This window comes from Providencia sp. LY12 (assembly GCF_057621555.1).
The window spans coordinates 4199962-4221854 of sequence record NZ_CM172594.1 but is presented as its reverse complement, the minus strand read 5'-3'; the positions used below and the strand labels follow the sequence as shown (position 1 = coordinate 4221854).

Sequence of the window (21893 nt, the reverse complement as noted above, 5' to 3'; positions counted from 1 at the left end):
CACGTTGAAGTTGATTTAACGTATTCAGTAAGAAAACCTGTTCAATTGAACAGGTTTTTTATTGCTTAAAATTTACTGAATTAGGTGTATTAAAAACGGTAGGCGATCCCGAACATAAAGTCATGGCTGGCGAGATTGATGGTGGATGTTTCCGTCGCGTTTTTATCGAGGGCATTTGCCATGGATATTTTGTATTTACCTGCTTCGGTAAATCGATAGCCCAAGTCAAATGAGAGGTTATCGTTGAAAGCATATCGGCTACCCAGCCCTAAACTCCATGCTAGTTTATTGATTCTATCTGACTTTGATTGATTTGAACTTTGTTTAAAACCAAAAATTTCGAATTCTGACCGTTGTGTATTTTCATACCGTGTACTTGCTAATCCGAGCCCAAAAGAAATATAGGGCGTGAATGCGGTTTGATTTTTCATATCATAGTAGCTATTTAACATAACGGTCGTTAGCGTCGCTTCGTTTTTCATATCAGAAGAGCCAGAATTACTGGCTGAACCAGAAAGTGCATTAAGGTTATGAGTATCGCTAACTTTTCCTCGCATACCCACTTCTACCTCAGTGCGTACAGGCACTGAAAATTGGTCATAAAAATCATAGCCAATACCGATAAAATTACCAAAAGCAGGGTGACTTTTATCATTAAATTTTAGTGTTCTGAAATCAGATTTTTTTTCATTACTGTATTCGAATTTAGAATCATATATATTCAGGACAGATACACCAATTTTACTGGATATATATACCCCGTTATTACTGGATGCTATTGCTAAATTAGCAAACAACAAGCAACTTGAAGCCAAAAGTAAATTTTTCATAATTAAGCACCAGTGAATGATTTCGGATGGAAACCTTACTGGAGTATAAGTGATGCAGGCGAGGTTATAGTCAGAGTAAGAAACTTCGAGGGATTACGCTAAACGGAGAGAATAAAATGAATATTTTTCAGGGTAAAATTCTGTAAAATACAATTCATTAGAAATAAATGCTCATCGTAATTGTAATATTTAGATTCAACAGCTGAAATAAGTAGGTTGGCATCTCAAGAATATGTATTAAGATGCCAACTGAAAATCCTTAGAAACGGTAAGTTACACCAAACATAATGTCATGGCTTCTGACTTTCACTTTTGAGGTGTTTTCTTGGCTATCAGCGTAGTAACTCGCTTCAGATTTTCCAGCATCTAAGAAGCGGTATCCCATATCCAATGAAACGTGATTATTCACTCGGTATTGCGAACCTAAACCGACGCTCCACGCAAAGTTCGTGGTGGTTTTAGATTTGGTGAATTTTTCATGAGTGAATTGGTTCATGCTAACAATATGTTCATTGTAGTCGTAGCGCATTTTGTGGTTAATGCTTGCCATACCTAACCCGACGCTCACGTAAGGGGTAAATTTGGTGTCATTTTTGAAATCATAATAGGTATTGAGCATTACCGTATTTAAGGTGATATCGGTTTTGACATCATCCGAGCTACTTAAATCGACGTGGTCGTTGTAGGACGCCAAGTTATGGCTTGTGGACGCTTTTTCTCTCATCCCAAATTCAAGTTCGGTACGCAGAGGTAACGTGGTGGTTTTAGAAAAATCGTAACCGACGGCAATGTTGCCACCGAAAACAGAATCATTGGTATTTCCGAGATTGGTTTTTTCAAATTCGTTATCGCTAGTGAGCCATTTTTGATTTGAAACTTGGACAATTGAAGCCCCGATTTTACCTGAGACATACAGGCTTTCTGCCCCTGCAAAGGCAGCACTAGACACCAAACTGAGTAGAGATACGGCAATAATTTTTTTCATTATAAATTCCATTTAGCTATGTATTCGAATCACGCAATATGAGTATAGATAACTATTAAATTTATCTATGCAGGATCCCCATAAAACTTGATATACAGCAGGCTTTATTGTTTTTTAATATAATTAAGCATTTAGCTGTAAAAATAGTCTTTAGAGGAAAGAAAAATCGCGCTTTATCTGACGGATGGCTTGTTCTTGAGATTAATCCATGGAAAAACGCGTACATTGGTTATCGGCAACAAATGAAATTGCTTAACAGCATGAAGATAATGAAAATAAATGATGGGGGATCAGCGGGTAAGAGTGTTATTTAGGTGAAATAGATTGCTAAGATAAGTCACACTCGACCCACATCAGTAAGTCGAGTGCTAAAGAAAGACGCAGAGGGATTAATATTCCCAAGTTTCTGGGTCAATACCCAGTTCGCGCATGATCTCTTTTGCTGCTTCAGGGATCTCATCATTGCGTTCTTTACGCAAATCATCATCATCCGGCAGCGGTTGACCAGTAAACGCATGCAAAAAGGCTTCGCACAGTAATTCACTGTTAGTCGCGTGGCGCAAGTTATTGATCTGACGACGAGTGCGTTCATCAGTTAAAATTTTCAGTACTTTTAAAGGAATTGATACTGTAATTTTTTTGACTTGCTCGCTTTTTTTGCCATGTTCAGCATACGGACTGACATATTCACCGTTCCATTCAGCCATGAGATACCTTGGATATATTCATTGATAATAAAATAATATACGAGTGTCAGTTTCCTGATCCTGAAGATGAATTTTTTTCAAGATACACTCAGCATACGGGTTAAGAATAAAGGGCTTAAGTTATTATTTAATGCGTATTAAAATCAATAAATTAAGTCTTTTTATATGCCGGTAATGTGGTCTAACTATCCATTGGCACATAATTATTATGGCTGATTATTCCATTAGTTGTTATAAACGTAAAGAGGTTTAGACGTCCAGACATGTTGACGTCTAAATTTGCTTTGAGTATGATTTGAACTATCCCATACTTGGAGAGACACTCATGACATACAAAGCATCCACTATCGCGATACATAATGGACTCAATGAAGACTCGCAATTTGGTTGCGTTGTTCCTCCCATCTATTTATCTAGCACCTATAATTTTACAGATTTCAATGAGCCAAGAACCCACGACTATTCCCGTCGCGGCAATCCTGGGCGAGATATTGTACAGCGAACACTGGCACAGCTAGAAGGAGGAAGTGGTGCCGTGATGACTAACAGCGGGATGTCGGCTCTCCATTTATTATGCACGGTATTATTACAGCCGGGTGATTTACTCGTTGCTCCTCACGATTGCTACGGCGGCAGTTACCGCTTATTTAACAGCTTGAGCCAAAAAGGGGCTTATCAGGTTGAATTTGTTGACCAAAGCGACGAATCAGCGTTGCAAACGGCATTAGCGAGAAAACCCAAACTGGTACTCATTGAAACCCCAAGTAACCCGTTACTGAGAATTTATGATATCCAACATATTTCGAACCTTGCACATCAAGCAGGGGCTTTGGTGGTGGTGGATAACACATTTTTAAGCCCTGCATTACAGCAACCATTAGCGTTAGGTGCTGATTTTGTTGTACATTCTTGTACAAAATATCTCAATGGTCATTCAGATATTATTGCGGGTGCTGTGATTGCAAAAGAAGAGAAATGGGCTCTAGAATTAGCATGGTGGGCGAATAATATTGGTGTCACTGGCGGTGCATTTGACAGTTATCTGTTACTCAGAGGTATTAGAACATTACTGCCTCGCATAAAACAGCAGCAGCATAATGCGGGTGAAATCGTAAAATATCTTAAAACTCAGCCGCTGGTGAAGAAAATATATTATCCTGCCTTGAGTGATCATCCGGGACATCACATTGCTGCCGCGCAACAATCTGGCTTTGGCGCAATGTTAAGTTTTGAATTTGCAGGCGATGAAGCGCAACTTCGTCAGTTTTTACAGGCGCTGAGCTTGTTTACATTAGCGGAATCTCTCGGTGGTGTAGAAACCTTGATTTCCCATACGGCGACCATGACCCATGCAGGCATGTCCCCTGAAGCGCGAGCCGCAGCAGGTATTACTGATAGTTTACTGCGCATTTCAGTTGGTCTTGAAGATAGTCAGGATCTTATCGCAGATTTGAGCCACGCATTTAAGGTTGCGTCATAACGTTAGCGGAGTTTTTGATGAGTGCAATAACAGCATTTGAGGTGATCCCTTGTCACCGACAGTTACACAAGTTTGGGGGAAGTAGCTTAGCTGATGTGAAATGTTATCAGCGTGTCGCCACCATTATGGCGAACTACAGCCAACCCGGCGATTTAATGGTTGTTTCTGCGGCAGGGAGTACCACAAACCAGCTGATAAGTTGGCTTAAATTAAGCCAGAGTGACCGTATTTCTGCCCATCAAGTGCAACAAGCGCTACGCCGCTACCAGCAAGATTTGATCAGTGGTTTACTGCCTGAAGAGAAGGCTAATGAGCTCAATCAGCTATTTGTTGCGGATTTAGAACGACTCAGTGGGCTACTGGATAAACCTATCAATGATGCTACCTACGCAGAAGTTGTGGGGCATGGTGAAATTTGGTCTGCACGTTTAATGTCTGCCGTGCTTGAACAGTTTGATATGGCAAGCGCTTGGCTAGATGCACGTACATTTTTACGCGCAGAAAGAGCAGCGCAGCCACAGGTGGATGAGGTTCAATCCCGCCATCTCCTACAGCAATTACTGGTGCAACATCCTCAGCGCCGTCTTGTGGTCACAGGGTTTATCTCCCGTAATCAAAAAGGTGAAACCGTCCTGTTAGGACGTAATGGCAGTGACTATTCGGCTACCCAAGTAGGGGCATTAGCGGATGTCGGCAAAGTCACCATTTGGAGTGATGTGGCAGGGGTATACAGTGCGGATCCTCGCAAGGTGAAAGATGCATGTCTATTGCCGTTATTGCGTTTAGATGAAGCGAGTGAATTGGCTCGCCTTGCTGCGCCTGTCTTACATACGCGTACTTTGCAGCCTGTTTCCGTCAGCAATATTGATTTGCAGCTGCGCTGTAGCTACCAGCCGGAGCAAGGCTCCACCAAAATTGAGCGTGTATTAGCCTCGGGGACGGGAGCAAAAATTGTCACCAGCCACAACGATGTGTGCTTAATTGAGTTGCGAATTGCCCCAGGGCGCGATTTTAACCAAATCTGCAAGGATGTGGATTTATTATTAAAACGCGTACAACTTCGCCCATTGGCGCGAGGCGTTCACCATGACCGCGCTATCTTGCAACTGTGCTACACCTCGGAAGTGGTGGAAAGCGCGTTGAATGTATTGGAAGAAGCGGCATTGCCTGGGTCTCTTTCATTACGTGAAGGTTTTTCACTGGTGGCTCTGGTTGGCGCTGGTGTGTGTAAAAAACCGCTGCATAGCCACCGTTTTTATGAAGAGCTTAAAGGGCAGCCGGTTGAGTTTATCTGGCACTCAGAAGATGGCATTAGCTTAGTCGCGGTACTGCGTACTAATCAAACTGAGCATATCATTCAAGGCATGCACCAAAGCTTATTCCGCGCCGAAAAGCGCATCGGCTTAGTATTATTTGGTAAAGGCAATATTGGCGCCCGTTGGTTAGAGCTGTTTTCGGTTGAGCAGCAAAATATTTCTGCTCGCAGTGACTTTGACTTTGTTTTGGCGGGTGTCGTGGATAGTCGCCGCAGTTTATTGAATTACCAAGGTATTGACCCAAGCCGTGCATTAGCTTTCTTTGATGATGAAGCGGTCGAGCATCAGGACGACAATCTGTTTTTATGGATGCGAGCGCACCCTTATGATGACCTGATTGTGTTGGATGTCACAGCCAGTGGCGAGCTTGCTAATAGTTATGTGGACTTTGCGAGTTACGGTTTCCATGTTATCAGTGCAAACAAACTCGCAGGGGCAGCGCCTACTCAGCAGTATCGTGAAATTCGTGATGCATTCGCCAAAACGGGGCGTCATTGGCTCTATAATGCGACCGTTGGCGCTGGGTTGCCGATCAACTACGCAGTGCGCGATCTCAAAGAAAGCGGTGACGCGATTCTGGCGATCAGCGGGATCTTCTCTGGCACATTATCGTGGCTATTCTTGCAGTTTGATGGCTCAGTGCCTTTCAGTGAGCTTGTCGAGCAAGCTTGGCAGCAAGGATTAACGGAACCGGATCCGCGCATCGATTTATCTGGGCAAGATGTGATGCGCAAGCTCATTATTCTGGCGCGAGAAGCGGGCTATGATATCGAACCGGATGATGTGCGCGTGGAATCGTTAGTGCCAGCGCAAGCGGAAACAGGCTCACTGGATGAATTCTTTGAAAATAGCGCCGTGATTAACGAGCAGATGCAGCAGCGCTTAGAAGCCGCGAAGGAGCTGGGGTTAGTGCTACGTTACGTGGCGCGGTTTGATGCAGTGAAAGGTAAAGCAAAAGTGGGTGTCGAGGCGGTTAAACCTGAGCACCCGTTAGCCTCTTTATTGCCGGGGGATAACGTTTTTGCCATTGAAAGCCGTTGGTACCGTGATAACCCATTGGTGATCCGTGGACCAGGTGCGGGTCGCGATGTGACCGCCGGTGCTATCCAATCTGACCTGAATCGACTTTCTCAGCTTTTATAAAATCAGTAACGCACGGGTTAGATAAACGCGTGCGTTCTCTTCATTTCCCAAATTTTCCAATTCCTATTTTATTCTTAAATAAGATTCATGACTTAAAAGTGCTGAATCGACGATAGATTGCGCTGACGCAATACTTAAATAAGAAAAATTAATAAAAATGGTGCCGTAATTAAATTTCAGAAAAATCACCCAAAGCGCTTTTTTTCTGATATGAATATAGGGTACAGGGTGAAATTCGCGGTCTGCATCACAAAACATAATTCTAGCCGACTGAAATTTTATTACAGGAAATCCAGCGCAGTTTGTTAACCGTTCATGAGAAGCGGGGTGGCATCCTGCCAACAGCACAAGATCAGGAGTCCCATGAATCAGCAATATTCCGCAATGCGCAGTAATGTCAGTATGTTGGGTAAGCTACTCGGTGATACCATCAAAGACGCTCTTGGTGAAGATATCCTCGATAAAGTCGAATCTATTCGTAAGCTATCCAAATCCTCCCGCGCAGGTAATGAAGTTCAGCGCCAAAAATTATTAATGACCTTGCAAACACTGACCAACGACGAGCTATTACCCGTTGCGAGGGCATTCAACCAATTCTTAAACTTAACCAACGTGGCAGAGCAATACCACAGTATTTCTCCCCACGGTGAAGCGGCGAGTAACCCTGTTGCCCTACAGAAATTATTTGGGCGTTTAAAAGAGCACGATTTTAGCCACGGTGATATTCAAAAAGCCGTTGAAGAGCTCTCTATTGAGCTGGTGCTGACCGCCCATCCAACCGAAATCGCCCGACGTACCTTAATTCACAAATTGGTTGAGGTGAACACCTGTTTATCCCAGCTCGATCATGATGATTTAGCGGATTACGAACGCAACAATATTATGCGTCGCTTACGCCAACTGGTGGCGCAATCTTGGCATACCGATGAAATTCGTAAAATTCGCCCTACGCCAATCGATGAAGCGAAATGGGGCTTTGCGGTTGTTGAAAACTCGCTGTGGGAAGGGGTTCCGGCATTTTTACGGGAATTTAATGAACAGCTTGAAGAGTCCATTGGGGCCGGTTTACCCGTAGAAGCAAACCCAATCCGCTTTACGTCATGGATGGGCGGTGACCGTGATGGTAACCCGAATGTGACCGCGGAAGTCACTCGTCACGTTCTGCTATTAAGCCGCTGGAAAGCTGCCGATTTATTCTTGAAAGATATTCAAGTCTTGGTGTCGGAGCTTTCTATGACGGAAGCGACGCCAGAACTGCGTGCGCTGGCGGGCGGCGATGATGTGGATGAGCCTTATCGCCAAATTGCCAAAAATCTGCGTAGCCAATTGTTCTCTACATTGGAATATTTAGAGCGCCGAGTGAAAGGCGAGCAAGTTTTGCCACCAGCGGATTTACTGACGGATAACGCGCAACTTTGGGATCCGCTGTATACCTGCTATCAATCGCTCGTTGCCTGCAATATGAGCATTATTGCTAATGGTTCACTGCTAGATACGCTACGCCGTATTCGCAGCTTTGGTCTGCAATTGGTGCGTATCGATGTGCGCCAAGAAAGCACTCGCCATACTGATGCGCTGTCTGAGCTGACAGAATATTTGGGGCTAGGTAACTATGGCAATTGGTCAGAACAAGAGAAGCAAGATTTCTTACTGACTGAGCTGCAATCGCGCCGTCCGCTGATCCCACAAGATTGGCAACCGACAGCAGAAACGCAAGAAGTATTCGAAACTTGCCGCGTTATCGCTAAAGCGAAAAATGACTCTATCGCCGCTTACGTGATCTCGATGGCGAAAGTGCCATCCGACGTTTTAGCCGTCAAACTCCTGCTAAAAGAAGCGGGTGCCTCCATTAAATTGCCGGTTGCGCCACTGTTCGAAACTCTGGAAGATTTAAATAACGCCGAAAGCGTGATGACTAAGTTGCTTAGCATTGAGTGGTATCGTGAGCTGATTGATGATCGCCAAATGGTGATGATTGGTTACTCCGACTCGGCAAAAGATGCGGGTGTGATGGCAGCGTCATGGGCGCAGTATCGTGCACAAGATGCCCTGATTAAGTTGTGCGATAAAGAAGGCGTGAAACTGACACTATTCCACGGTCGTGGCGGCACCATTGGTCGTGGCGGTGCGCCAGCGCACTCTGCACTACTTTCCCAACCACCGGGAAGCTTAAAAGGCGGGTTGCGTGTGACGGAACAAGGCGAAATGATCCGCTTTAAGTTTGGTCTCCCGCAAGTGACGATTAGCAGTTTAGCCATGTACGCGAGCGCTATCCTCGAAGCCAACTTATTGCCACCGCCAGAGCCAAAAGAAGAGTGGAAGGCAGTAATGAATTCGTTGTCAGATGTATCTTGCGCGATGTATCGCGATTATGTGCGTGAACAGCCTGACTTTGTCCCGTATTTCCGTGCGGCGACCCCAGAGTTAGAGCTGGGCAAATTGCCATTAGGTTCTCGCCCTGCAAAACGTCGTCCTACTGGGGGTGTTGAGACCCTTCGCGCTATTCCTTGGATTTTCGCGTGGACACAAAACCGCTTGATGTTACCCGCATGGTTAGGGGCAGGTGCGGCGTTGAAACATGTCATCGAAAAAGAAGGCAAGCAAGCGGTACTGGATGAAATGTGGCAAGAGTGGACATTCTTCAAAACCCGTATTGCAATGCTGGAAATGGTGTACGCGAAAGCCGATCTATGGTTAGCGGAATATTATGACCATTGCCTCGTTGAGAAACGTTTATGGCCACTGGGACAAAAGCTGCGTGACCAGTTATCTGAAGATATTAAGAGTGTTTTAGCGGTCTCTAAAGATGAAGCGTTGATGGCGGATTTACCGTGGATTGCTGAATCCATCGCGCTACGTAACGTCTATACCGATCCACTGAACGTATTGCAGGCTGAGCTATTGCATCGCTCTCGTCAACAAGAGCATCCAGACCCACGTGTGGAGCAAGCGTTGATGGTGACCATTGCTGGTGTTGCGGCGGGTATGCGTAATACGGGCTAGCAATTAATTTCTGTCAGTAAAAAGGCTGCCAATTGGCAGCCTTTTTCATTTACGGTCGAACGTTATTTTTTGTTTTGATCATTATGGATCAAATGATAAGGCGAACGTGCCCGTGGGTGGATAAAGAAATGGTTCGTTGGGGCATTGTGAGTTTTGATATGAACCATGGAGACGTTGGTGGATTTTCCTACTTTATTGTGGAATGCATAAATCACAAAAGGCAGCAGGAAGATAATTACAAAACTGACCGCGAGCAGCGTCACGTAAGTCGTATCATCTGCTCCGCCCGGCAATGAACTTGGTGGGAAGAATGACACCACAAATGCCAGAATTGAGATCACTAACCCAACAAACGCGATTAACAATTTAAAGCTTTTACCGCCCGGAACGTTGAATGCCCGTTTTTTATCAGATTGTTTGCAGACTAAATGCATATAACCGAGGAACAGCATAAAGTAGCTACACAGATAAATAACAACGGTTAATGCCAGTGCTATCAGGAAGGACATATTTCCGCCGCCACCCGTGTTAGTGAGGACAATAATCGCCACCGTGGTGATCAGTAATTGGGAAATCACTAACGTAACTGGCACGCCATTTTTATTCACTTTGGCAAAGCTTTTCGGCAGAATTCCTTTTTGTGCAGCGACATACATCCCACGGGAAGGTCCCACAATCCAAGAGGCAATTTCCGCTAATACGCCGAGTAACAGCAACGCAGCAATAATCCGTACTGCCCACTCTAAGGTGGAATTAAAGTGGGTAACGAGAACCTCAAAGGTTTGTACCACACCTGCAGACAGGTTGATTTCGCTGTTAGGGATCACGGCAGCAACCGATAAACCGCCAATAGAGCTTAAGCAAATCGCCGCAATCATCAATAAAAACATTGCCGCAGGATAATCTCGACCGGGGTTTTTCATTTCGTTGACGTGGGTTGCTGAGGCTTCAACACCCATGTAGCTGAGAATAAAGGCGACAAAGACCACTAACGTGCCGATTTGAGTGAAGTCAGGAATAAAGGTTTTTGTGCTCATCTCGATAGCTAAAGGTGCACCGCTTGCCAAGTAGCTAATCGCTAGCCCAACGAGAATGAGAGCCGGTAATAAAATCCCAGCAAAGAAACCAACTTTTGCGATACTTGCTGTATATTTAGTTCCACCAAATTGAGTAAAGGCGAGAACCCATAAAATCACCAGAGCGCCGATGGTTTTGGTGATGGGATCAGTATTAAGTTCTGGCCAATTTAATATGTAGGATAGGGCGCCGAGTACAAAGTACAGCATCGGAATAAAACCTATCGCAATTTGCAGATAACCAAATGAAATTGCCGCAAATCCCCAACGCTCTCCCAATGTGTTGGAAACCCACGCGAAAATCCCTCCTTCTTCCCAACCTTCAACGGTGGCCATTTCGGCAGCACATAAGGCTACGGGGATGAACCATAGCAATCCCCCTAAGAGTAAAAAGAAGACTAAACTGAAACCCGATGTGGCGAATGTCGGATATTCATAGACCGCCATCACCATAGACGCGGTGATCGCAAAAAAACCTAACAAGGTGAGTTGTTTTGCGGCTGGAGCTGTTGTTGACGTCGCCATGCCTATTCTCCTGTCATATGTTTTACGAAGTCAGTCGGCGCATAAATGAATACGCCGACTGGATAAACGACTAAGGATTAGCTGTGATTGAAACCGCCGCTTTCTTCTTCAGAAAGTGGTGTACTGACAGGGTGTTTCTCGAAATATTCGAGGGTGCGTTTGAAATCTTCGATGAGCAGTGAGGCGAGGTCTAGGCTGACACCATGACGGACTAAAATACGTTGGATCACCAGGTCTTCGCGGTTTGCAGGCATTGAGTAAGCGGGAACTTGCCAGCCGCGACTACGTAGTTTGTCTGCAATATCATATAAAGAGTAGTTACTAGTTTTCGCTCCGTCTTTTAATTTCCATGCCAGCGCTGGGATACCTTTGGCACTATCGCCATCAAAGATCATCTCAAATGGACCCAGTTTTTCAATTTCACGGGCAAGGTATTGCGCGGTGGCATAGCAAGCATTATGAATTTTAGCGTAGCCTTCGCGACCAAGACGCAGGAAGTTGTAATACTGTGCAATGATTTGTCCACCTGGACGAGAGAAGTTTAATGCGAAGGTTGGCATGTTACCGCCAAGGTAGTTCACATTGAAAATTAGCTCTTCTGGGAGGTCTTTCGCTTCACGCCAAATTACCCAACCGGCACCTAATGGCGCTAAACCAAATTTGTGTCCAGATGCGTTGATGGATTTAACGCGAGGTAAACGGAAATCCCATTCCAGTGTAGGCGCACAGAAAGGCGCGAGGAAACCACCACTTGCACCATCCACGTGAATAGGAATGTCTAAGCCCGTTTCTTTTTGCAGTTTATCCAATGCATCATGAACTGCTTTCACTGGCTCATATTGGCAAGTGAACGTCACACCTAAAGTCGGAACGACACCGATAGTATTTTCATCAACGCGTTTGAGAACTTCTTCAGGGCTCATGATCAGGCGGTCGCCTTCAAGTGGAATTTCACGCAGTTCGACATCAAAATAACGGGCAAATTTATGCCAACAAATTTGGACAGGACCACAGATTAAGTTAGGTTTATCGGTGGGTTTTCCTTTGGCGGCTTGTTTTTTACGCCATTGCCATTTTAACGCCAGACCCCCTAACATTGCGGCTTCTGAAGAGCCAATCGTTGAGCAGCCTAATGTATTGAGTGCGTCAGGAGAGTTCCATAAGTCAGCGAGCATATGCACGCAGCGGTTTTCAATTTCAGCGGTTTGCGGATATTCATCTTTATCAATCATGTTTTTGTCGATAGAGAGATCCATCAAACTGCGAATTTCGTCATCTACCCATGTTTGGCAAAATGTCGCTAAGTTTTGTCGGGAATTACCATCTAGCATTAGCTCATCACGAACTGCACTAAATACATTTCTCGGGTCGCTTTCTTTGATTGGGAATTTCGTTTTTGGTAAGGATTGGGATAAATCAAATGAAGCATAAATATCATCTAATTCACTATATTTTGAAGATACTGATTTATTATTCATACAACGAATCTCCTCAATAATTGAGATGTTATTACTAGGAATGATCAATAATCTTATATTTTCATATAAGCATAAAAATAAATTAGAATAAAGTTCTTTAAACGAAAGTCTTATTTTAATAGCGGTTGTTTTGATTATTTGTTTTTATGGTAAATATGATTTAAATTCGAAGTTAATCAGGTATAACAATTTATCAACATTGTTAATCTGGGTTTTCACTACGTCATTCAATGTGAAAAAATGAGTTGCATCAATGGGATATGTGGTTTCTTTGGTTTTGTAAGCTATTGAAAAATAATATTTTCATTATCAGGTAAATAATGGTGAATAAGGATAAAATAGCGTTTTATGTGATTTTTAATGATATTAATCAGCGCATCACTAAACGACTATTTGTTTTGGATTGATCTAATTTCGGTTTTTTAATTAAATATTTACTGTATTTTAATTCTATTTGGACATATTCAATGAATTATTTATGTCATAATTTTAATATCTAGTCTAATAATGATTAGTTTGAGTCTGCATTAACTATGTAAAATGGAATTATAGAGAATGGCGATAAATAGAATAGAGGGAAGGAGAATATGACTGGGTTAATTCACGATAAATGAATTAACCCGATAAGTGATAGGAATGAAGTGGTTACTTCAACCTAACACCCAATTATTTTGGTCTAACGCCTAATGTGTGGCAAATGGCGTAAGTCAATTCAGAGCGGTTTAAGGTGTAAAAATGGAAATCTTTTACGCCTTCACGACTTAAAATTTTCACCATGTCCATGGCAATTGATGCACCAACAAGATTGCGACTTTCAGGGTCATCATCTAAGCCTTCGTACATTCTATTCATCCAACTTGGGATGCGCACATTGGTAATTTTGGCAAAACGTTCTAGTTGGCGGAAGTTAGAAACTGGCAAAATTCCCGGTACGATTTCCACATCAATGCCCGTTGCTACGCAGCGGTCACGAAAACGTAGGTAGCTTTCAACATCGAAGAAAAATTGGGTAATGGCGCGGTTGGCTCCGGCTTCAATTTTTTTCTTCAAATTGATTAAGTCTGCCTGAGCACTTTTAGCTTCAGGGTGTACTTCGGGGTAAGCGGCGACGGAAATGTCAAAGTCAGCTTCCGTTTTCAGTAACTCAACCAAGTGCTCAGCATACATATCGGGCTTACGGCTGTTATTAGGAAGGTCTCCCCGTAATGCCACAATATGGCGAATACCGTTATTCCAGTAATCGCGCGCGATGGTTTTTAGTTCATCAGGGCTGGCATCGATGCAGGTTAAGTGCGGTGCTGCCACTAATCCTGTTTTATCTTTGATATCTTTAATGATGCTATGGGTTCTATCTCGCTCACCGGAGTTAGCACCGTAGGTGACAGAGACAAAATTCGGTTTTAAGACCTTGAGCCTATCGATAGACTTCCACAATGTTTGTTCCATTTCTGCTGAGCGAGGTGGGAAAAATTCAAATGAGACATTAATCTGCCCATCTAATTCAGCTAAATTTTGGTTCAACGCCTCGCGCTGATTTGCGTGAAAGAAACTCATACCCTGTGACCTCGCCTCAAGAAACTCATTATTTAATGATTATTTTCGTTATTCGATTATATGCACTCTTTTGTACTTCTATACGTTTAGACGTCTAAATAGAGATTACGCGATATTGAGTGAGAGTCAACTCCTAAATCAAATTTGGAATTGATGTTTTTTCAGACGCAACAAGAGAAAAATTCATGATGGGAAGATGCGGAGCCGAGTGACTCCGCATGCAGTACAACATTATTCAGTAAAACAGAAGTGCTCGACCATTTGGCTGATGAGTTGGCGGGTTGGTTCAATAAAGCTCATATCGATGAACTCATCAGGCTGGTGGGCTTGTTCAATAGAGCCGGGACCCAGCACCAGTGTTGGACAAAGTTCTTGGATAAATGGCGCCTCCGTACAGTAGTTCACAGTTTCCGCTTTTTTACCTAATAGCTGCTCAATGACTGCCACCATTTTATGATCTGTGGGGCATTCATAGCCGGGGATTGGTGGGTGCATCTCTTCAATGGCTAAGCGACCCGGCCATTTTGCACGAACGGGTTCGAGAGTTTCATTGAGTAGCTCGTCCAGATCTTGCAACGTTAAACCTGGCAGTGGGCGAATATCCATATGTAATTCACAGCAACCACAAATTCGGTTCGCTGCATCACCACCATGAATATGACCGAAGTTCATGGTTGGATAAGGGATCACAAACGCAGGGTTGTTATAGCGCTCTTTCAATGTATTTCTTAAGGTCATTAAGTGAGAGATAGATTCATGCATTAATTCAATGGCATTAACGCCTCTATCTGGATCACTGGAATGCCCAGATTGACCTGTAATACGAATGGCATTGGAAAGATGTCCTTTATGCGCGCGAATAGGCTGCAATGAAGTTGGTTCACCGATGATGGCGAAATCAGGACGCAACTGCGTGCTAGCGGCAAAAAAGCGAGCACCAGCCATCGAGGTTTCTTCATCTGCCGTGGCGAGAATATGCAAAGGGCGCTTTAAGGTGCTGAGGTCAACATCTCGCAGTGCATCAATAATAAAGGCAAAAAAGCCTTTCATATCTGCGGTGCCTAGCCCATACAGTTTGCCATTATGTTCGGTGAGCTTGAACGGATCTTTACTCCAGCGACCATCATCAAATGGCACGGTATCCGTGTGACCACATAGCATCAACCCTCCGTTACCTTCGCCAATCGAGGCTAACAGGTTATATTTATCTCGGGTATCAGGGACCGGTTGAATATTCACAGTAAAGCCTAAGGTTTCTAACCATCCACCTAATAGCTCCACCAGCGCTCGGTTACTCTGATCGAGTTGCGAATCGGTCGCACTAATCGACGGAGTGGCGATTAATTGACGATAAATCTCAATAAATGCAGGTAATTTAATATTCACTGTTGACAGCCTTTATCCATAATAGTATCAATATTCATGCACTTTATTTGAATAAAAATACACATTAAACTGTTTGGGTCACGAGTACAAGGTAGAAAACACATGTTGAACACACTCATTGTCGGGGCCAGTGGTTATACTGGAGCAGAATTAGCCGCTTACTTACAACGTCACCCCGATATTCATCTTTCTGGGCTGATGGTTTCCGCACAAAGTGCGGATGCAGGTAAATGCTTTTCTGATTTACATCCCCAGTATAAAGGCATTATCGACCTTCCGGTTCAGCCGCTTACCGATGTGGCTGAGGCAGCAAAAGGGGTCGATGTTGTTTTCCTCGCGACCGCCCATGAAGTGAGCCATGACATCGCGCCCCAGTTTCTTGAAGCGGGTTGCGTGGTGTTTGACCTTTCGGGTGCTTATCGTGTTCAAGATGCGGCGTTTTATCCGCAATACTACGGTTTCGAACATACAAATACCCAGTGGTTAATGCAAGCAGTTTACGGTTTAGCGGAATGGCAGGCAGATAAAATCCGTCAAGCTCAGCTGATTGCGGTACCGGGGTGTTATCCAACGGTTTCTCAACTTTCATTAAAGCCGCTGATTGAAGCGGATTTGCTCGATGAGAACATGTGGCCAGTCATTAATGCGACCAGTGGCGTTTCAGGGGCAGGGCGCAAAGCTTCCATGACGAACAGCTTTTGCGAAGTGAGCTTACAGCCTTACGGTATTTTCACTCACCGTCATCAACCTGAAATCGCGACGCATCTAGGTAGAGATGTGATTTTCACGCCACATTTAGGCAATTTTGCACGGGGCATACTGGCGACCATCACTTGCAAAGTGAAAGCCGGCGTTACAGCGGAGCAAATTAGCCAAACATTTAAAGATGTGTATCACAACAAACCGTTAGTTCGTTTATATGACAAGGGGGTTCCTGCACTGAAATCGGTGGTTGGCACGCCATTTTGTGATATCGGCTTTGTATTGAAAGGTGAGCACCTGATTTTAGTGGGTACAGAAGATAACCTATTAAAAGGTGCCGCAGCGCAAGCCGTTCAGTGCATGAATATTCGGTTTGGTTTCAACGAAACGCAGTCATTACTTTAATGCTCTTATGGCAATTTATTAAGGATAAATCCCCATGCAACCTTTAGTCATTAAATTGGGTGGTGTGTTACTCGATAGCGAAGAAGCCTTAGAAAGATTATTTACGGCGATCCAAACCTACCGTCAAGCTCATCAACGTGAGCTGGTGATTGTTCACGGTGGTGGGTGTTTAGTCGATGAATTAATGCAAAAACTGCAATTACCCGTCGTGAAAAAGCAAGGATTGCGCGTTACGCCAGCAGACCAAATCGACATTATTACTGGTGCGTTAGCCGGAACGGCGAATAAAACCTTGTTGGCATGGGCGATTAAACATCAATTGCAAGCGGTGGGTTTATCCCTTGGGGATGGACACAGCGCAGTGGTTACGCAAATTAATGATGAGTTAGGCCATGTGGGTAGCGCGAAAGCGGGTGATGCGAAGTTACTGAAATTATTACTGTCTGCGGGATATTTACCCATCATTAGCTCTATCGGGATCACCGAAGAGGGGCAACTGATGAACGTCAATGCAGACCAAGCCGCGACAGCGATTGCCCAAGCACTGAATGCAGATTTAGTCCTGCTTTCTGATGTGAGCGGTATTTTAGATGGTAAAGGTCAAAAGATTGATGAAATGACCACCGCCAAAGCCCAGAAACTTATCGATCAAGGCATCATCACTGATGGAATGATAGTCAAAGTGAATGCGGCTTTAGAAGCGGCTTCCACATTGCAACGTCCGGTGGATATTGCAAGCTGGCGTCATGCGGAACAGTTGCCATCATTATTTAATGGCACCGCGATTGGCACACGAATTCTTGCTTCTTGAATGAAGAACTGAGCAAGCAAACAGACAAATCAAACATTTATTTTAAAAGAATTGGGACAGGTAATTTATGAAAAAGGGCATTAAGAAGATTGTATTAGCATACTCCGGTGGATTAGATACGTCGGCTATCATTCCATGGTTAAAAGAGAACTACGATGACTGTGAGGTCGTGGCATTCGTTGCTGATGTGGGTCAAGACAGAGAAGACTTAGTCGGTGTTGAGAAAAAAGCCCTGCAATCAGGTGCTTCTGAATGCTATGTGGTTGATCTGCGCGAAGAGTTTATCAAGGAATATATCTACCCAGTACTGAAAACGGGTGCATTGTATGAAGGTAGCTATTTACTGGGTACGTCAATGGCGCGTCCAATTATCGCTAAAGCGCAAGTTGAAATCGCATTGAAAGTTGGCGCAGACGCAGTCGCGCACGGCGCAACCGGTAAAGGTAATGACCAAGTGCGTTTCGAAAGCACTTACACCGCTTTAGCACCACAACTGAAAGTTGTTGCGCCATGGCGTGAGTGGGACTTACGTTCCCGTGAAGCTCTGCTGGATTACCTGAAAGAACGTAATATTCCAACTACCGCTAGCTTAGAGAAAATCTACAGCCGTGATGAAAACGCATGGCACATTTCTACCGAAGGTGGCGTATTAGAAAGCACATGGAATGCAGCCAACCAAGATTGCTGGGTATGGACGGTTGATCCGAAAGACGCACCGGATGAAGCTGAGCTGGTGACTGTGGGTGTGAAACACGGTGAAGTGGTTTCTGTGAACGGTAAAGCCCTGTCTCCATTGGGTTGTTTAGAAACATTAAATACGCTGGGTGCAAAACATGGCGTGGGTCGTATCGATATCGTAGAAAACCGTTTAGTGGGTATGAAATCCCGAGGTTGCTATGAAACCCCAGGGGGCACCATCATGATGGCTGCGCTGCGTGGTGTTGAGCAATTAGTATTAGACCGCGATAGCTACAAGTGGCGTGAGCAGTTAGGTCTGGAAATGTCTTATGTGGTGTATGACGGTCGCTGGTTTGCGCCACTTCGTCATTCTCTGCAAGCAGCGGCAGAATCCCTGGCTCAGGATGTGACGGGGGAAGTGGTTCTGAAACTGTATAAAGGGCAAGTGACTGCTATCCAGAAGAAAGCGGATAAGAGCCTGTACTCTGAAGAGTTTGCAACATTTGGTGAAGATGAAGTTTACGATCATAGCCATGCTGGTGGCTTTATCCGTCTCTATTCGCTCTCTTCACGTATTCGTGCGCTGAAAGAACAGAACAAAGCAAAATAGTTTTATCGGTATGACCCCGACAGCCAAATCAGGCTGTCGGGCAGACACTTATTTTATCAATCAGGTAGGGACTCGTTATGGCACTTTGGGGTGGACGTTTTAGTCAGCAGGCAGATCAACGGTTTAAACAATTCAATGATTCACTGCGTTTTGATTATCGCTTAGCTGAGCAGGATATTATTGGCTCAGTGGCATGGTCAAAAGCGTTGGTCACGGTTGGCGTACTGTCTGATAGCGAGCAAAAATCTCTCGAGCAAGCACTCAATGTGCTATTGGCGGAAGTGCAAGCCGATCCTGAGATTATCTTGCAAAGCGACGCCGAAGATATCCATAGCTGGGTCGAAGGTAAACTGATTGATAAGGTCGGTGATTTAGGGAAAAAACTGCACACAGGTCGTAGCCGTAATGACCAAGTTGCGACAGATTTAAAACTGTGGTGTAAAGGCCAAGTGGCGCTGTTATTAGAAGCTGTGACTGAGTTACAAAAAGCGTTGGTCATCACCGCTGAACATAACCAAGATGCAGTGATGCCAGGCTATACCCACTTACAACGTGCCCAGCCAGTGACATTCGCTCATTGGTGTTTAGCGTATTGCGAAATGTTGTCTCGTGATGAAAGTCGTTTGCAAGATACTTTAAAACGTTTAGATGTCAGCCCATTAGGGTGCGGGGCGTTGGCGGGTACAGCCTATGATATTGACCGCGAGCAATTGGCATCATGGTTAGGTTTTTCCTCCGCAACGCGTAATAGTTTAGATTCGGTGTCTGATAGAGACCATGTGTTAGAGCTGTTATCCGACGCAAGTATTGGTATGGTGCACTTATCACGTTTTGCTGAAGATTTGATTTTCTTCAATAGTGGCGAAGCCGGGTTTGTAGAGTTATCGGATAAAGTGACTTCAGGTTCGTCGCTGATGCCGCAAAAGAAAAATCCTGATGCATTGGAGCTAATTCGTGGTAAATGTGGCCGTGTTCAAGGGGCATTAACCGGCATGATGATGACACTGAAAGGATTACCGCTTGCCTACAACAAAGATATGCAAGAAGACAAAGAAGGGTTATTCGATGCCCTTGATACATGGTTAGATTGTATGCATATGGCGGTACTTGTTCTGGATGGCATCCAAATTCGTCGTCCTCGTTGTGAAGATGCAGCAAAACAAGGCTATGCAAATGCGACCGAGCTGGCTGATTATTTAGTCGCAAAAGGCGTTCCATTCCGTGAAGCTCACCATATTGTGGGTGAAGCTGTTGTGGCTGCGATAGCGCAGGGGAAAGCATTAGAAGAAATGGCATTAAGTGATTTGCAAAAATTCAGTGCAACTATCCAACTGGATGTGTATGAGATTTTATCTCTGCAGTCTTGTCTTGATAAGCGATTAGCAAAAGGTGGGGTATCTCAAAAGCAGGTAGCAAAAGCCATTGTAGATGCGAAAACTCGCTTGAAGATGTAAATAAAGAAAATGTAGTAAAAAATGGGGGGTAGCATGGCTACCCCAATTTCCATAACGTTTAATTTTAACTATATTTAATTGTTAACATACCCATCTGTTTGTCTTCATTCAGCCAATCATAAGAATAGACACTTCGACCGCCATTCAGGACTTTCCAACCTTGAGTTTTTACTAACTTTTTCAGGTCAATGCTATTGGCAACCATATCGTCATTGTCATTCAGACAATTTAAAGTGACATTATTATTATTTACTTCATTCAAGCAAGAGGCATAGACAATTGAACCTGTAAATTGGATGGTACCGTTATGTTCGCTGTTTTCTGCATAGGCATTAACGGCGCTAAAAGCAGGAACGAGTAATAATGCCATGACTGCGCGAGAGAAGGTTTTTTTAGCGATTGATGTTAAATTTTTCATAATAGTATCCCCTAACTGATTTGTGTTTAATCAATTTTTTTAAGTGGCTTAATTTAATAAATTCGGTATTGCGTAAGGTATATATTGGCTACTTTTATTTTTTCAATTACCTCGTGCTATTTGATGGAGCGTATAATAATTCAATTAACTCGATTAAGGTGTAAATATTGAAAATCAAATGTATGGAAATTTTAAAATTAAATTAAACAATATGGGATAAGTTAAATATAGTATAAGTAAAAGCACTCACCCATAAAAAACTATTTAGTCACCAATTTGCTTATAATTATGGTATAAAAAACCTTTTTATTCGATATTTTCGAATGAAAAATTCAAGTTATGAGATTTTAAAGCACTCATTCATTGAGTGATTGATAATATATATCAAAATCTATGTAGATCACTTTAATATACTCTTTTATATGTATTTACAAACTTTAATTAAATGTGAAAGCGAATATAACAAAATGTTTCATTACTATGGGGTAATACTTAATAAAGCTATTCTATTTATAATTGCTATTACCTTATTTTCGGGTATTAAGTTCCATTAGTGTGTTTTGAACCATTCGCTATTATCATTTTTTAGAAGGTTTTCGATAATCATTCTATATAGAAATATAAGAGAAATTATCTAGATGGCTAAGTATCAATATTCCGTACTTTCATGATAAACAATATGCGTTTTACATTTGATATCATCTGTATTGAACATTCCTTAGTTTTAAAGTGACTTAATGTCTTTTGTAGCGGAATCCAATGCTCACAATGCTTATCACGTTTTTTCTTCTTACCTTAATTAACTTATCTAAACGTCTAAAAGGTGTCTGACTACGAGTTAAGCTGCCAATTTTTACGTTGGCGTTATTTGTTTTGCGTTTGATTACAGTAATTATTTGTCTAAATGATTCGAAATTCAACGTTCGAAATATTAGTAAATATTACTGAAAAAACAATGGGTTAATAACGATTGTTATCATATCTAAGAGCAATAGTGTAATTTACCTTTATGGATATTAATGGCCGTTCAATTTATTGGAACGAAGTGCTATTTTCTGTATCAATTTGCATTATTGTACTAGTTTTATGTCATTGTTAAATTTAGGTTAGGTAATTATTTATTTTAAAATAGTAATATTTAGTGATTTAACTTGGATAATATTACTCGGAATAAGAGTAATATTGTTTGATACTTCTGTTCGGTACTATTTTTCTCAATTAAATTATAGAAATACATTTACTTTCTTATTCTTACAATTTGTTTCATTTTTACATGAGATAAATCTTAAAAAGGCAAGGGTGTTTTTTAATTTTATTGATAGATGAAATATT

At 43.1% G+C, this 21893-nt stretch carries 15 protein-coding genes; 7 read left to right on the top strand and 8 right to left on the bottom strand.

Translation table 11 applies throughout. The features are described from left to right. Positions 1-89: 89 nt before the first annotated feature. The 3 genes from ACY3ZI_RS20065 to metJ all read right to left on the bottom strand — a co-directional run bounded on the left by ACY3ZI_RS20065 (position 90) and on the right by metJ (position 2522). The gene (locus ACY3ZI_RS20065) at positions 90-830 is read right to left on the bottom strand and encodes an outer membrane protein (RefSeq protein ID WP_211887675.1); all 741 of its coding nucleotides are present in this window, start codon (positions 828-830) and stop codon (positions 90-92) included. Between the two features lie 259 nt (positions 831-1089). Then, on the bottom strand, positions 1090-1815 hold the full coding sequence (locus ACY3ZI_RS20060; protein WP_132497057.1) for an outer membrane protein: 726 nt from the start codon (positions 1813-1815) through the stop codon (positions 1090-1092). 389 nt (positions 1816-2204) lie between these two features. Continuing rightward, the gene (gene metJ / locus ACY3ZI_RS20055; RefSeq protein ID WP_036950870.1) at positions 2205-2522 is read right to left on the bottom strand and encodes a met regulon transcriptional regulator MetJ; all 318 of its coding nucleotides are present in this window, start codon (positions 2520-2522) and stop codon (positions 2205-2207) included. A gap of 325 nt (positions 2523-2847) precedes the next feature. Here metJ and metB point away from each other — a divergent pair, with 325 nt between their 5' ends. From metB to ppc, 3 genes are all read left to right on the top strand, one after another. After that, positions 2848-4002 (top strand): cystathionine gamma-synthase, encoded by a 1155-nt coding sequence (metB, locus tag ACY3ZI_RS20050; protein ID WP_211887676.1) that lies wholly within the window; start codon positions 2848-2850, stop codon positions 4000-4002. Between the two features lie 17 nt (positions 4003-4019). Beyond that, on the top strand, positions 4020-6461 hold the full coding sequence (locus tag ACY3ZI_RS20045) for a bifunctional aspartate kinase/homoserine dehydrogenase II (RefSeq protein ID WP_211887678.1): 2442 nt from the start codon (positions 4020-4022) through the stop codon (positions 6459-6461). Positions 6462-6824: 363 nt separating this feature from the next. Then, positions 6825-9464: a phosphoenolpyruvate carboxylase gene (ppc, locus tag ACY3ZI_RS20040; protein ID WP_487375736.1), complete on the top strand. Its 2640-nt coding sequence runs from the start codon at positions 6825-6827 to the stop codon at positions 9462-9464. 62 nt (positions 9465-9526) lie between these two features. Here ppc and gadC read toward each other — a convergent pair whose 3' ends face one another. The 4 genes from gadC to argE all read right to left on the bottom strand — a co-directional run bounded on the left by gadC (position 9527) and on the right by argE (position 15483). Then, complete coding sequence (gadC, locus tag ACY3ZI_RS20035; protein ID WP_036950880.1) at positions 9527-11065, bottom strand: glutamate/gamma-aminobutyrate antiporter; 1539 nt, start codon at positions 11063-11065, stop codon at positions 9527-9529. 77 nt (positions 11066-11142) lie between these two features. After that, positions 11143-12543, bottom strand: a complete 1401-nt coding sequence (gene gad / locus ACY3ZI_RS20030) for a glutamate decarboxylase (protein WP_036950882.1) — start codon at positions 12541-12543, stop codon at positions 11143-11145. 666 nt (positions 12544-13209) lie between these two features. Then, positions 13210-14097, bottom strand: coding sequence for a methylenetetrahydrofolate reductase (metF, locus tag ACY3ZI_RS20025; RefSeq protein WP_211887680.1), 888 nt, complete (start codon positions 14095-14097; stop codon positions 13210-13212). Positions 14098-14328: 231 nt separating this feature from the next. Beyond that, entirely contained in the window at positions 14329-15483 is a 1155-nt protein-coding gene (gene argE / locus ACY3ZI_RS20020) for an acetylornithine deacetylase (RefSeq protein WP_323085670.1), read from the bottom strand. Positions 15484-15585: 102 nt separating this feature from the next. Between argE and argC the strand changes: the two genes are divergently transcribed. From argC to argH, 4 genes are all read left to right on the top strand, one after another. Then, on the top strand, positions 15586-16590 hold the full coding sequence (argC, locus tag ACY3ZI_RS20015; RefSeq protein WP_211887683.1) for an N-acetyl-gamma-glutamyl-phosphate reductase: 1005 nt from the start codon (positions 15586-15588) through the stop codon (positions 16588-16590). A gap of 34 nt (positions 16591-16624) precedes the next feature. Next, entirely contained in the window at positions 16625-17401 is a 777-nt protein-coding gene (argB, locus tag ACY3ZI_RS20010; RefSeq protein ID WP_036950890.1) for an acetylglutamate kinase, read from the top strand. Positions 17402-17468: 67 nt separating this feature from the next. Next, positions 17469-18689, top strand: coding sequence for an argininosuccinate synthase (locus ACY3ZI_RS20005; protein WP_036950892.1), 1221 nt, complete (start codon positions 17469-17471; stop codon positions 18687-18689). Positions 18690-18766: 77 nt separating this feature from the next. Then, complete coding sequence (gene argH, locus ACY3ZI_RS20000) at positions 18767-20143, top strand: argininosuccinate lyase (protein WP_487375735.1); 1377 nt, start codon at positions 18767-18769, stop codon at positions 20141-20143. A gap of 64 nt (positions 20144-20207) precedes the next feature. Here the strand turns inward: argH and ACY3ZI_RS19995 are convergent, their stop codons facing one another. Next, positions 20208-20561, bottom strand: coding sequence for a hypothetical protein (locus ACY3ZI_RS19995; protein ID WP_154634179.1), 354 nt, complete (start codon positions 20559-20561; stop codon positions 20208-20210). Between the last annotated feature and the right edge of the window lie 1332 nt (positions 20562-21893).

What these genes read in the sequence shown, in the direction of transcription:
- ACY3ZI_RS20065 (WP_211887675.1), bottom strand. Translation starts at nt 830, where the DNA reads ATGAAAAATTTACTTTTGGCTTCAAGTTGCTTGTTGTTTGCTAATTTA.
- ACY3ZI_RS20060 (WP_132497057.1), bottom strand. Translation starts at nt 1,815, where the DNA reads ATGAAAAAAATTATTGCCGTATCTCTACTCAGTTTGGTGTCTAGTGCT.
- metJ (WP_036950870.1), bottom strand. Translation starts at nt 2,522, where the DNA reads ATGGCTGAATGGAACGGTGAATATGTCAGTCCGTATGCTGAACATGGC.
- metB (WP_211887676.1), top strand. Translation starts at nt 2,848, where the DNA reads ATGACATACAAAGCATCCACTATCGCGATACATAATGGACTCAATGAA.
- ACY3ZI_RS20045 (WP_211887678.1), top strand. Translation starts at nt 4,020, where the DNA reads ATGAGTGCAATAACAGCATTTGAGGTGATCCCTTGTCACCGACAGTTA.
- ppc (WP_487375736.1), top strand. Translation starts at nt 6,825, where the DNA reads ATGAATCAGCAATATTCCGCAATGCGCAGTAATGTCAGTATGTTGGGT.
- gadC (WP_036950880.1), bottom strand. Translation starts at nt 11,065, where the DNA reads ATGGCGACGTCAACAACAGCTCCAGCCGCAAAACAACTCACCTTGTTA.
- gad (WP_036950882.1), bottom strand. Translation starts at nt 12,543, where the DNA reads ATGAATAATAAATCAGTATCTTCAAAATATAGTGAATTAGATGATATT.
- metF (WP_211887680.1), bottom strand. Translation starts at nt 14,097, where the DNA reads ATGAGTTTCTTTCACGCAAATCAGCGCGAGGCGTTGAACCAAAATTTA.
- argC (WP_211887683.1), top strand. Translation starts at nt 15,586, where the DNA reads ATGTTGAACACACTCATTGTCGGGGCCAGTGGTTATACTGGAGCAGAA.
- argB (WP_036950890.1), top strand. Translation starts at nt 16,625, where the DNA reads ATGCAACCTTTAGTCATTAAATTGGGTGGTGTGTTACTCGATAGCGAA.
- ACY3ZI_RS20005 (WP_036950892.1), top strand. Translation starts at nt 17,469, where the DNA reads ATGAAAAAGGGCATTAAGAAGATTGTATTAGCATACTCCGGTGGATTA.
- argH (WP_487375735.1), top strand. Translation starts at nt 18,767, where the DNA reads ATGGCACTTTGGGGTGGACGTTTTAGTCAGCAGGCAGATCAACGGTTT.
- ACY3ZI_RS19995 (WP_154634179.1), bottom strand. Translation starts at nt 20,561, where the DNA reads ATGAAAAATTTAACATCAATCGCTAAAAAAACCTTCTCTCGCGCAGTC.